The organism is Pseudomonas sp. S37 (assembly GCF_016658545.1).
In the GTDB taxonomy this organism is placed as follows: Bacteria; Pseudomonadota; Gammaproteobacteria; order Pseudomonadales; family Pseudomonadaceae; genus Aquipseudomonas.
The window spans coordinates 18,314-30,514 of the sequence record NZ_JACVZC010000012.1; the positions used below are offsets into that span (position 1 = coordinate 18,314).

At 63.5% G+C, this 12,201-nt stretch carries 10 protein-coding genes; 3 read left to right on the forward strand and 7 right to left on the reverse strand.

Annotation, left to right across the window (positions count from 1 at the left end; genetic code table 11):
* Positions 1-145: 145 nt before the first annotated feature.
* From IAE39_RS06860 to IAE39_RS06870, 3 genes are read right to left on the reverse strand one after another with little or no spacing between them, the layout of a single operon-like run.
* Positions 146-1,093, reverse strand: a complete 948-nt coding sequence (locus tag IAE39_RS06860; RefSeq protein WP_201200631.1) for a dihydrodipicolinate synthase family protein — start codon at positions 1,091-1,093, stop codon at positions 146-148.
* Between the two features lie 45 nt (positions 1,094-1,138).
* On the reverse strand, positions 1,139-2,065 hold the full coding sequence (locus tag IAE39_RS06865; RefSeq protein WP_201200632.1) for a 4-hydroxyproline epimerase: 927 nt from the start codon (positions 2,063-2,065) through the stop codon (positions 1,139-1,141).
* Between the two features lie 23 nt (positions 2,066-2,088).
* Positions 2,089-3,702 (reverse strand): APC family permease, encoded by a 1,614-nt coding sequence (locus tag IAE39_RS06870; protein WP_201200633.1) that lies wholly within the window; start codon positions 3,700-3,702, stop codon positions 2,089-2,091.
* Positions 3,703-4,080: 378 nt separating this feature from the next.
* Between IAE39_RS06870 and IAE39_RS06875 the strand changes: the two genes are divergently transcribed.
* Entirely contained in the window at positions 4,081-4,854 is a 774-nt protein-coding gene (locus IAE39_RS06875) for an AraC family transcriptional regulator (protein ID WP_201200634.1), read from the forward strand.
* Here the strand turns inward: IAE39_RS06875 and IAE39_RS06880 are convergent.
* Together IAE39_RS06880 and IAE39_RS06885 are read right to left on the reverse strand one after the other, a co-directional pair.
* The gene (locus IAE39_RS06880) at positions 4,817-5,713 is read right to left on the reverse strand and encodes a DUF6216 family protein (RefSeq protein ID WP_201200635.1); all 897 of its coding nucleotides are present in this window, start codon (positions 5,711-5,713) and stop codon (positions 4,817-4,819) included. The genes IAE39_RS06875 and IAE39_RS06880 overlap by 38 nt on opposite strands.
* Before the next feature lie 153 nt (positions 5,714-5,866).
* On the reverse strand, positions 5,867-6,754 hold the full coding sequence (locus tag IAE39_RS06885) for a LysR family transcriptional regulator (protein ID WP_201200636.1): 888 nt from the start codon (positions 6,752-6,754) through the stop codon (positions 5,867-5,869).
* 141 nt (positions 6,755-6,895) lie between these two features.
* Here IAE39_RS06885 and moaB point away from each other — a divergent pair, with 141 nt between their 5' ends.
* A complete protein-coding gene (moaB, locus tag IAE39_RS06890; protein ID WP_201200638.1) occupies positions 6,896-7,435 on the forward strand; it encodes a molybdenum cofactor biosynthesis protein B in 540 nt (179 codons plus the stop codon).
* Positions 7,436-7,566: 131 nt separating this feature from the next.
* Here the strand turns inward: moaB and IAE39_RS06895 are convergent, their stop codons facing one another.
* Positions 7,567-8,466, reverse strand: a complete 900-nt coding sequence (locus tag IAE39_RS06895) for a bestrophin family protein (RefSeq protein WP_201200640.1) — start codon at positions 8,464-8,466, stop codon at positions 7,567-7,569.
* Between the two features lie 20 nt (positions 8,467-8,486).
* Positions 8,487-9,491 carry a GTP 3',8-cyclase MoaA gene (moaA, locus tag IAE39_RS06900; RefSeq protein ID WP_201200641.1) on the reverse strand — a complete coding sequence of 335 codons (1,005 nt, stop codon included), beginning with the start codon at positions 9,489-9,491 and terminating at the stop codon, positions 8,487-8,489.
* A 357-nt stretch (positions 9,492-9,848) separates the two neighbouring features.
* Here moaA and IAE39_RS06905 point away from each other — a divergent pair, with 357 nt between their 5' ends.
* Complete coding sequence (locus IAE39_RS06905) at positions 9,849-12,179, forward strand: FdhF/YdeP family oxidoreductase (protein ID WP_201200642.1); 2,331 nt, start codon at positions 9,849-9,851, stop codon at positions 12,177-12,179.
* The last annotated feature ends 22 nt before the right edge of the window (positions 12,180-12,201 follow it).

The following is a 12,201-nucleotide window of genomic DNA, read 5'->3' on the forward strand; positions in this document are numbered from 1 at the left end:
CATGCAATAGCAAGGGTGTGCTGGTTACCCTGTGGGAGCGGGTTCACCCGCGAATCAGGCGACTCGGTGCCTGGCACCGGCTTTGCCGGTGTTCGCGGGTGAACCCGCTCCCACAGGGGCAGCGGTTCTGCCTCGAAGCAGGTGATCAGGCCAGGTTCTGCTCAGCCGACCAGCTGGCATACCAGCTGCGGAACAGCCCGTACTGCTGCTCGGCATAGTTGCGCTGGGCATCCGTCAGTGCGTCGGTCTCGTTGAAGTGCAGGCTGTACTCGGTATCACCGTTCAGCACCATCAGGTGCTTGTAGTACAGCACCAGGTCGCAGCCTTCATCGAACGACGACAGCACCGCCAGCGCCGCTTCCAGCTCGCGCGCCAGGCGGCGGGCGCGGGCGTCGCCCTTGGCTGCCTGTTTGCTCAGGCTTACCAGCTGCAGCACTTCGCGTGGCAGGGCGTTGCCGATGCCGGTGATGGCGCCGGTGGCGTTGCAGTTGACGAAGCCATGCACCACCTGGGTGTCGACGCCGACCATCAGGGTCACGTCATCGTCCTTGGAGGTGATGTGCTCGGCGGCGTAGCGCAGGTCGGCACCGCCGCCAAACTCCTTGAAGCCGATCAGGTTGGGGAACGCGCTGCGCAGTTCGAAGAACAGGTCGGCGCGGGTGGCGAAGCCGTAGTAAGGGCTGTTGTAGATCACCGCCGGCAGCTTCGGCGCTGCGGCGAGGATGGCCGAGAAGTGGTGCTTCTGGGCGATCAGCGAGGCGCCGCGGCTGAGTACGCGGGGGATGACCATCAGGCCGGCGGCGCCAACCTTGGCGGCGTGGGCGGCGTGCGAAACGGCTTCACGGGTGTTCACCGCGCCGGTGCCGACGATGGTCGGGATGCCGGCGGCGACCAGGCGCGCCACACCTTCCTGGCGCTCGGCCTCGGTCAGCAGCGGCCAGTCGCCCATCGAGCCGCAGTACACCACCGCGCTCATGCCAGCCTCGATCAGTTCGCGGCCCTTGCGCACCAGGGCGTCGAAGTCCGGCTTGCGCTCGGCGGTGCACGGGGTCATCAGGGCGGGCATGGTGCCGGTGAAGATGTTGTTGGTCATTGTTGTCACTCCTGGCGAAAATCGGTTGGGTAGAAAAGCCGGGGCTCAGATGCCCCAGGCGAACGGGTCCTGTTCGTCGATCAGCAAGGTGCTGTCGGCAGTCATGTAGGCGCGGCCGGTGATGAATGGGCGAATGCGTTCGCCGTCGCGCTCGTAGCGGCCCTGGAACTGGCTGCCGGTGATGCTGGCCTGCACCCAGGTCTGGCCTTCGGCAAGCTTGCCGTCGGCGGCCAGGCAGGCCAGCTTGGCGCTGGTGCCGGTGCCGCAGGGCGAGCGGTCGTAGGCCTTGCCGGGGCACATCACGAAGTTGCGGCTGTCGGCGTTGGCGTCGTCGGCAAACAGCTCGACGTGGTCGATGGGCGCGCCGTTCTCGCCGGTAATGCCTTGGGCTTCGAGGGCCTTGAGCATGGCCCAGGTGTATTCGGTCAGCGCCTCGCGGTTATCCAGTTCGATGCGCTGGCCGTGTTCGGCAACCAGGAAGAACCAGTTGCCGCCCCAGGCGATGTCGCCGCGCACCACGCCGTGGCCGGGCACCTCCACTGCCACCTGCTGGCGGTAGCGGTAGGACGGCACGTTGCCGACGGTGATGGCGCCGTCTTCATGCAGGGTCGCGCTGACCTGGCCGACCGGTGTATCGATCTTGTGCACCCCCGCGGTGATCAGGCCCAGGTGCTGCAGCGAGGCGACCAGGCCGATGGTGCCGTGGCCGCACATGTTCAGGTAGCCGGCGTTGTTGAAGAAGATCACCCCGCAGGTGGCATCGGCCGACACCGGCGGGCAGTACAGCGCGCCGACCAGCACATCGTTGCCGCGCGGTTCCAGCAGGCAGGCGCGGCGCCATTGGTCGTGCAGTTCGCGCAGTTCGTCACGTTGCTCGGCCATGCTGCGGCCATGCAGTTGCGGGAAGCCCTTCATCACCAGGCGGGTGGGTTCGCCGCCAGTGTGGGAGTCGATGACGTGAATCTGTTTCATGGGCTTGTCCCTTGCGTAAAAGATCAGGAGGCGACGGCGGCAGGGCGGCCGGTATAGGTTTCAGCAGAGGCTTCGCTTTCGTCCTCGCCTTCCAGGCGCACCAGGTGGGCAGGCACACCGGTGGCGGCACCCCAGTAGTAGATGCCCAGGGCACAAACAGCCACCGCCACGGTGTCGAACGGGTGGCCGAGCACCCCAAGGCCACCGAAGCTGCCCAGCCACGACAGCAGGATGGTCACCGCGTAGAAGCCGATCAGCCACGCCGACGAGCGTACTTGCTGGGCCAGCGACAGGTGCTGGGTAGGTACGAAGCGGCCGCACAGCAGGTAAAGCACGAACATTACGATCTGCAGGGCCAGCAGCCACGACACGGTGTTCCAGCCCGACCAGTACACGATCAGCGCGGCGATGATGAACGACAGCGGGCCGAGCACGCCCATGCCCTTGACCCGGAACGGGCGCGGCATGTCGGGGGCGTTGCGGCGCAGGGCGGCGACGCTGACCGGGGCCACGGCGTAGCTCAGCACCAGGGCGGCGGACACCACGTTGATCAGTGCTTCCCACGACGGGAAAGGCAGGGTCCAGAACACCGACAGGCCGAAGGTGAGCCACAGCGCAGGGCGCGGGATGCCGGACTCGGCGTCGATGCGGGTGAAGTACTTGAAGAAGGTGCCGGTCTGCGCCCAGCCATAAACAACGCGCGGGGTAGCGTTCATGTAGATGTTGCCGCAGCCGCTGGGCGAGATCACCGCGTCGGCCACCACCAGGTAGGCCAGCCAGCCCACACCCAGGGCCAGGGCGATATCACGGTAGGGCAGGGCCAGTTCCTTGGTCACGCTGGCCCAGCCGTTGGCCAGCATTTCGGTCGGCACGCTGCCCAGGAAGGCCAGTTGCAGCAGGGCATAGATGGCGGTGGACAGCAGCACCGACAGGATCAGCGCAATCGGGATGGTGCGCTGCGGGTTCTTCACCTCGCTGGCCACCGAAATGATCGGCGTCAGGCCCAGGTAGGCGAAGATGATGCCACCGGCCGACACAGCCATTTCTACGCCGGACAGGCCGAACGGAGCAAAGCCCTGCACGGTGAAGTTTTCTGGCTTGAAGAAAGTGAACAGCACGCCGATCACCAGCAGCGGCACGATGAACTTGAACACGCTGACCAGGTTGTTGGCCTTGGCGAAGGTTTTAACGCTGCGGTAGTTGAGGAAGAAGAACAGCCCCAGCAAGGCGAACTGCACCAGCCAGCCAAGCACGGTCGGGTCGCTGGAGCCGGCCTTGGTCAGCCCTGGGAACCAGGCGGCGGCGTATTGGCGCGAGGCGACCACTTCGATGGCGATCAGGCTGGAAAAGGCGATCAGGGTGATAAAGCCCATCAGGTAGCCGAGTAGCGGGCCGTGCGAGTAAACCGGGTAGCGCACCACGCCACCGGCACGCGGCAGGGCGGCGCCCAGTTCGCAGTAGACGATGCCCAGCAGCAGGACGGCGAAGCCGCCAAGGAACCAGGAGAGGATACCGGCCGGGCCGGCGATGGCCGAAACGTGGCTGGCGGCGAACAACCAGCCAGAGCCGAAGATGGCCCCCAGGCCGATGAAGGTGAGGTCCAGCAGTGATAACTGTTTCTTGAATTTGCCTGACATGGGTTCGCCTTTTTGTTGGTTATTGGATAGGCAGGTCTGATGTCACGAGATGCGGCTTTTTGGGCCGCGCTCTTGTAGGACTTGGGCGGCTTGCGTGGGGCATAGAGTGGACCGATCGGGGCGGCGGTTCTTGATGGTTTTCTGCAAGGGGGATGACGAAATCGGCACAGTTGCGAAAAAGCAGTGGCGGGGTGGATGGGGGGCGGATAGCCTGAAAGCCACACCGGACAAGGGCTTGAGAAATGCGTTGGTAGTGCCGGCCCTTTCGCGGGTGAACCCGCTCCCACAGGCATTCCACAAGTCGTGAGGGCTATGCGGTTCCCTGTGGGAGCGGGTTTACCCGCGAAGAGGCCGGCACAATAAACCGAGATCGAGCAGATGACAGACACCCCCTTGGCAACCCTCTACCAGTCCCTCGACCAGCACCGCCCGGCCACCCTGGAAGCCCTGCTGGCCGGCGTATCGCTGCTGCTGCCAATCCTCGACGCCATCCCCAACGCCGCGATCTTCATCAAGGACCCGGCCGCCCGCTACGTGCTGGCCAACAACACCTTGGTCCAGCGCTGCGGCCTCAAGCGCCTGCAACCGCTGCTGGGCAAGACCAGCGCCGAAGTGTTCCCGGCACAGCTGGGCCCCGGTTACACCGAACAGGACCGTCGTGTGCTCAAGGAAGGGCTGGTACTCGAAGACCAGCTGGAGCTGCACCTGTACGGCAGCCGCGAGCCCGGCTGGTGCCTGACCCACAAGCGCCCACTGTACAACCCGCTGGGCGAAATCATCGGCCTGGTCGGTATCTCGGTCGACCTGCAGTCAGCCGCCGACAGCCACCCCGCCTACCAGCGCCTGGCGGCGGTGGACGAACACATCCGCCAGCATTTTCACCAGCCGATCAGCATGGGCGAGCTGACCCGCATCGCCGGCATTTCCGTGGCCCAGCTGGAGCGCTACTGCAAGCGGGTATTCCACCTCACGCCGCGGCAGATGATTCACAAGGCTCGCCTGGAACACGCCCACCGCCTGCTGCATTCGGAACTGCCGATCACCGAAGTGGCAATGTGCTGCGGCTACACCGACCACAGCGCCTTCAGCCGCCAGTTCAAGCAACTGACCGGTTTTACACCGAGGCAGTATCGGCAGGCGACGGTGCTGTAGGTGCAGTTGCCGCACGTGAAGCGGCTTTTGCTTGCCAGCTGTTATACAGGTCTCGGGCGCGTTCCATCCGCGACAGCTTCAGAACGGTCAGCAGCAGGCCGAGGAACAGTATGGCGGCCAAACCTGTCAGCAGTGCACGCTGGCCCTTCACACCCTTTTCAACTTGGGCTGCGTAATCGGGTTGCATGAAGAACGAGCAAATGATGTCGAGCTTTTTTTCCTGCATGTAGCGGGTAAAGGGCGCCAGGCTTTCCGAAGACCGGCACTGGTCCACTGTCAGCTTTTCATCCGGAAACCACATTTCGAACTTGATGTCCTGTTGCGATAGGTAGAAGGCAGGAGACTCCTTGTCATTTTTCAGCCTCACCATCATGTACTCCGACTGGTTGGCCATCGGCAAGGGGGCAATCATCGCGAAAATTACGATTAACAGGATTATGAACCCCTTGAAGCGACCCCGGGAGAACCGCGCATTAGCAAACTTGGGCGCGTTGAAATCACTCCAGTCTATATAAGCACGGCTGCGGCTCACATCGCCGGGCGCGAAGCCGTTGTCGACGATCCAGCGATGGGCCAGACTGGCCTCGTGAAGGTTGTTGGCGGGAATGTTGAACTCATAGCGAAAGAACTCGATTTCTCTCAGTTCCTTGCGCAGCCTGTTCAACTGCGAGTGCTGGTCGAATTCAGTGGTGCCACCGAAGATCCGCCAGATGAGATCTCTGAGAAAATACAAAGACCCAGCTCGCCGGTAGATAAAGCACAGCAGCAGCACCAGCAGTATGGGCCCGACGATGCCGGCCACGGGCGCCAGGTTTTCTACGCTCCAGAACGATGAGGCCAGGTTGGTTGAAGTGCTCATGTCAGCTCCTTTAACGATGTAAGCAGGCCTGCCATACACGTCGCAGGCCCACAGGTCCGATGAAACGACGATGATAAAGGCGCTTAATCTGACCTGTCGTTAGCGAAACTTCTGAGTTGTTTGTGGGAAACTTCTAAATTGCTGGCAACGTGCTCAGGCTCTGGCGAACAACACGCGCGCCTCGGCAAAACACTGCTCGGCAATCGCCGAACGCGGCTCGCTGCGGCGCAGCAGCAAACCCACCTGGCTGTGGATGGCAGCGTCGGCCACCGGCAGGATGCGCAGGTGCTCGCTGAGGTCTTCCAGGCCGCAGCCCAGCGGCATGATCGCGCAGCACATGCCGGTGTTGATGGCCTGGATCAGTTGGAAGCTCGAGTCACTTTCCAGTACCGAATTGGGCTCCAGGCCACGGCTGCGGAAGCTCAGGTCCAGCGACTGGCGGTAGTGCATGCCTTTGCTCAGCAGCCCCAGCGGAATGTCGCTCAGCTCGTCCCAGCGCAGGGTGTCGCCGGCAAACTGGAAATGCCGGGTGTCGTGCAGCAGGCCCATGGTGGTGGTGCCCAGTTCGATCACTTCGAAGAAGCTGGTATTGACCTGGTCCAGGTAGCAGATACCCAGGTCGAGCTGGTTGCGGCTGAGCCCGTCGATGACCTGCTCCGAACTCAGCGAGCTCAGCTGGAAGTGCAGCTCGGGGTATTTCTCGCGCAGCGGCAGCAGCAGGTGCATGGGGTTGAAACTGGCCAGCGGTACCGTGCCCAGGCGCAGGCTGCCGACCACCTGGCCACGGCAGCTGGCCGCCTCGGCCTGCAGGCCGTCGTGGGCGGCGAGCAGGGTGCGCGCCCAGGCCAGGATGCGCTCGCCGGCCTCGGTAAAACCTTCGAAGCGCTGGCCACGCTTGACCAGCACCAGGTCCAGTTCATCTTCCAGGTTGCGCAGGCGCATGGACAGCGTCGGCTGGGTGATGTGGCACAGCGCCGCCGCCTGGCCGAAATGGCGGGTCTGGTCGAGGGCGATGAGGAACTTGAGCTGCTTGATGTCCATGGAAATGCCTGGCGTCTGGTTGTGCAGACCTTAACCTACGTCTGCGATAGATGTCATTGATCGGCCGGTACGCCATATCGATTGGACGCCCCGGGGGCATGCCTCTAGCGTGGCGATAATGCCATTCAAGGAGCTTCAAACGTGCGCGTCCAACCTGATGCGGTCTTCGTACCGCTGAACATCGCCGTGCTGACTGTCAGCGACACCCGCACCTACGACAACGATACTTCCGGTGAACTGCTGGCCAGCCGTTCGGTAGAGGTCGGCCACCGCCTGGTGGCGCGGGCGCTGCTCAAGGACGACCTGTACAAGATCCGCGCCCAGGTGGCCACCTGGATTGCCGATGAGCAGGTGCAGGTGGTGCTGATCACCGGCGGTACCGGCTTTACCGGGCGTGACAGCACGCCGGAGGCGGTCGAGTGCCTGCTGGAGAAACGCATCGATGGCTTTGGTGAGCTGTTCCGGGCATTGTCGATTCTGGACATCGGCACCTCGACCGTGCAGAGCCGGGCGCTGGCCGGGCTGTCCAACCGTACGTTGGTGTGCTGCCTGCCGGGGTCTACCGGGGCTTGCCGTACGGCGTGGGAAGGGATTTTGGCGGAGCAGCTGGATGCGCGGCACCGGCCGTGCAACTTCGTCAAGCACCTGTTGCCGATCGAGGCTTGCTCCAGCCGCGGCTGAGTTTTCTCCTGTGCTGGCCTCTTCGCGGGTGAACCCGCTCCTACAACGACCCCACCGGTTTCAAGCCTTGCGCTGTACCTTGTAGGAGCGGGTTTACCCGCGAAGAGGCCAGCACAGGCACCCACAATCGCTCAACTCAACACATACCCCACCGGCAACAACGCCGGCGGCAACTGCTGTTCCCCCAACCCCGCCAGCACATCCCGCTCCACGGTCCGCACCATGGCATCGGTCGGCAAATCATTCTCATCCCGCCCGAACGGATCTTCCAGCTCATTACCAATCGCATCCAGCCCGAAGAACGTGTAACCCACGATGGTAGTGAACAGCGGCGCCAGCCAGCCCAGCGGCTCGGCCAGAGCAAACGGCAGCAGAATGCAGAAGATATAGATGGTGCGGTGCAGCAACAGCGTATAGGGGAAGGGCAGCGGTGTGCCCTTGATCCGCTCGCAGGTAGCCTGCACTTCGGTCAGGCCCACCAGCCGCTGCTCCAGCAGGCTGTAGCGCCAATCGCTGATGTGTTGCTGCGCAGCCAGTTGCGAACAGTGCGCGCCAATCTCTTGCAGGATGCCATCACACACATTGTGCGCGCTGACCTTGCTGTCTTCCGCCAGCCAGGGCTTGGCCGCGCGCATTTCACATTCATTGCGCAAACGCGCATTCAGCGCATGGGCAAACCCGCACAGGCTGCGCAGCAACTCGGCACGCAGTTTTTCATCGCCGATCACCACGCTTTCACGCACGAACGAGCGGGTTTCGATAATCAGCTTGCCCCAGGCCTTGCGCCCTTCCCACCAACGGTCATAACAGGCGTTGTTGCGAAAGCTCATGAAGATCGACAGCGACAGGCCCAGCAAGGTGAATGGCGTGGCGCTGACCGGGTAGAAAAACGCCGGGTAATGCCGCTCCACCAGCACGATCAGCGCGGCCAGCAGGGTGACCATCAGGCAGCGCAGGGCGATGCGCTTGACGATCGACCCTTTGAGGGTGAACAGCACACGCAGTACATCGGGGTTGGGGTGGACGATCATGGAATTCCAGAGACGGCTGCTTAGCCGCCGGTCATGTTCATGAAGCGCAGGATCTGCACCTCACCACCGACTTCGAAGTGGTGGCGGTAAGGCTTGAGGTGCAGGGAGTCGCGGATGGCCTTTTCCAGGCGTTCGGTGTTGCCCGGGTGGGCGCGCAGCACGTGTTTGAGGTCGACCGAGTGCTCGTTGCCCAGGCACAGCAGCAGGCGCCCTTCAACGGTGAGGCGCACGCGGTTGCAGGTGGCGCAGAAGTTGTGGCTGTGCGGCGAAATGAAGCCGACCCGGGTGTTGGCCGCTTCGGCCAGGCGCCAGTAACGGGCCGGGCCCTGCGAGGATTCGGTCGACTCGACCAGGGTGAACTGTTCGGCCAACAGCCCACGTACTTCATCGCTGGAGCAGAACGACTCGCCGCGCTCGTGCTCGCTTATCACACCCAGGGGCATTTCTTCGATAAAGGTGATGTCCAGCTCGCGGTCGATGGCAAAGCGCACCAGGTCGACCAGTTCGTGGTCGTTGCGGCCCTTGAGTACCACGCAATTGAGCTTGGTGCGTTTGAAGCCGGCCCGCCGCGCCGCGTCGATGCCGGCAATGACCTGGTGCAGGTCGCCGGTGCGGGTCAGTTGCTTGAAGCGCTCGGCGTCCAGGCTGTCGAGGCTGATGTTCAGCCGGGTAACGCCCGCGTCGAACAGCGGTTGGGCCAGGCGCCCGAGTTGCGAGCCGTTGCTGGTCATGCACAGTTCGCGCAGGCCGGGCAGGGCGGCGATGCGACCGCACAGCTCGACGATGCCCTGGCGTACCAGCGGCTCGCCACCGGTCAGGCGGATCTTGCGGGTGCCGAGGGCAACAAAGCGCTCGGCCACCTGGAACAGTTCTTCGAGGCTGAGGATCTGCTGGCGCGGCAAAAACTGCATGTCTTCGGCCATGCAGTACACGCAGCGGAAGTCGCAGCGGTCTGTGACCGACATCCGCAGGTAGTCGATTTTCCGGTTGAAGCCGTCGATCAGGGCCCGGCTGTTCTGTTCCACGTTCGCGCTCGAATCTCGAAGGGGTTGGGACACAACTCCAAGCTATAACCTGGGGGCAGGGGCGTCAAATTGCTTTGTCCGACTGCTTGATCGATGGCCTCTATCAAGGCTGCAGGCCCTGTGTTTCCAAGCGGGTATCGGGTTGCTGCATTCGCGGGTAAACCCGCTCCCACCGAGGATTACACAGGTTTTGAAAGCTGCGCTGTACCTGTGGGAGCGGGCGCGCCCGCGAAGGCCGCGACACGGTTCCAGCCCATGATCGAAACCGCCTATCACGCCGTAAGATCTTTCGATTGGACGCCCCCACCCCCCGCTCCATACGCTGGATAAAAGCATCGAAGCGTGAGGATTCATCGCATGAGCCAGGACGAACACATCAGGGACTACAAAGGCGCCGCCGCCGGCTGGGGCGCGCTGAAAAGCGTGACCAAGAGCTGGCTGGGCAGCGAGAACGCCTTCAAGAACCTGCGGGCCATGCTCAAGACCAACCAGAACGGCGGCTTCGACTGCCCCGGCTGCGCCTGGGGCGAGTCGCCGGAAAGCGACATGGTCAAGTTCTGCGAAAACGGCGCCAAGGCGGTCAACTGGGAGGCCACCGGCCGTTCGGTAGACCCGGCGTTCTTCGCCAAATACAGTGTAAGTGCGCTGAAAGACCAGACCGACTACTGGCTCGAATACCAGGGCCGCCTTACGCACCCGATGCGCTACGACGCAGCCACCGACCACTATGTGGAAACCACCTGGCAAGAGGCCTTCGAGCTGGTTGCCAAGCACCTGCGTGCGCTGCAGTCGCCGGATGAGGCCGAGTTCTACACCTCGGGCCGGGCCAGCAACGAGGCGGCATTCCTCTACCAGCTGTTCGTGCGCGCCTACGGCACCAACAACTTCCCCGATTGCTCGAACATGTGCCACGAGGCCAGCGGTGCGGGCATGTCGGAAACACTCGGGGTGGGCAAGGGTACCGTGGTGTTCCACGACCTGGAGCTGGCCGACGCGATCTTCGTCATCGGCCAGAACCCTGGCACCAACCACCCGCGCATGCTCGAACCGCTGCGCGAGGCGGTCAAGCGCGGTGCCCAGGTGGTGTGCTTCAACCCGCTGAAAGAGCGTGGCCTGGAGCGCTTCCAGCACCCGCAGCACCCGTTCGAGATGCTCAGCAACGGCTCCGAGCCAACCTCCAGCGCCTACTTCCGCCCGGCTTTGGGTGGCGACATGGCGGCCATGCGCGGCATTGCCAAGTTCCTGTTGCAGTGGGAGCGTGAGGCCCAGGCCAAGGGCGAGCCAGCGGTGTTTGACCATGCCTTCATCGCCGAGCACACCAGTGGCCTCGATGACTACCTGGCGGCGGTGGACGCTACCCCCTGGGAGCATATCGTCAAGCAGTCGGGCTTGACCCTGGCCGAGATCGAGCTGGCTGCGCGCATGTACCGCAAGGCCGAGCGGGTCATCATGTGCTGGGCCATGGGCGTCACCCAGCACCGCCATTCGGTGCCGACCGTGCAGGAAATCGTCAACCTGCAACTGTTGCGCGGCAACGTCGGCAAGCCAGGCGCCGGCCTGTCGCCCGTGCGCGGCCACAGCAACGTTCAGGGCGACCGCACCATGGGTATCGACGAGAAACCCAAGGCGGCCCTGCTCGATGCCATCGAAAAACGCTTCCAGTTCCGTGTGCCGCGGGCCCACGGGCATAACGCGGTACTGGCGATCAAGGCCATGGAAGAAGGGCGGGCCAAGGTGTTCGTCGCCCTGGGCGGCAACTTTGCCCAGGCCACCCCGGACACCCCGCGCACCCATGCGGCGCTGCAGAACTGCGCGCTGACCGTGCAGATTTCCACCAAGCTCAACCGCTCGCACCTGGTCACGGGCCGCGATGCGCTGATTCTGCCGTGCCTGGGCCGTACCGAAATCGACCTGCAAAGCGAAGGGCCGCAAGGTGTGACCGTGGAAGACACCTTCAGCATGGTGCACATTTCCAACGGCCAGTTGCGCCCACGCTCGCCACACATGCGCTCGGAGCCGTGGATCATCGCCGGCATGGCCAAGGCCACGCTGGGCAACCAGCCGATCGACTGGGAGTATGCGGTGGCCGATTACAACCGTATTCGCGACATGATTTCCGACGTCATTCCTGGCTTCACCGGCTTCAATGAGCGCTTGAACAGCCCGGGCGGTTTCCACCTGGGCAACAACGCGGCCGACCGCAACTTCCGCACGGCCACGGGCAAAGCCCGCTTCATGCCCCACGCGCTGCCCGAGGAATTGGTCAACGCCAAGGTGTTGGCCCGTGGCGACAAGCCTGACCTGATCCTGCAAACCCTGCGTTCGCACGATCAGTACAACACCACGCTGTATGGCCTGGACGACCGTTACCGCGGGGTGTTCGGCCTGCGTGAAGTGGTGTTCGTCAACGAGGCCGACATTCGCCGCCTGGGCTTCGAGCCGGGCGAGCAGGTGGACCTGGTGTCGCTGTGGGAGGATGGTGTGGAGCGGCGGGTGTCGGGGTTCCGCCTGGTGGCGTATGACGTGCCGGAAGGGCAGGCGGCGGCGTATTACCCGGAGACCAACCCGCTGGTGCCGCTGGAGAGTTATGGCGAGGGCACCTATACCCCGACCTCGAAGTTTGTGGCGATCAAGGTGGAGAAGGCCAAGGCCGGGAACCGCATTGCGGCGGTGCTGGCTTCGGATTGATGGGTTGCCTGTGCTGGCCTCT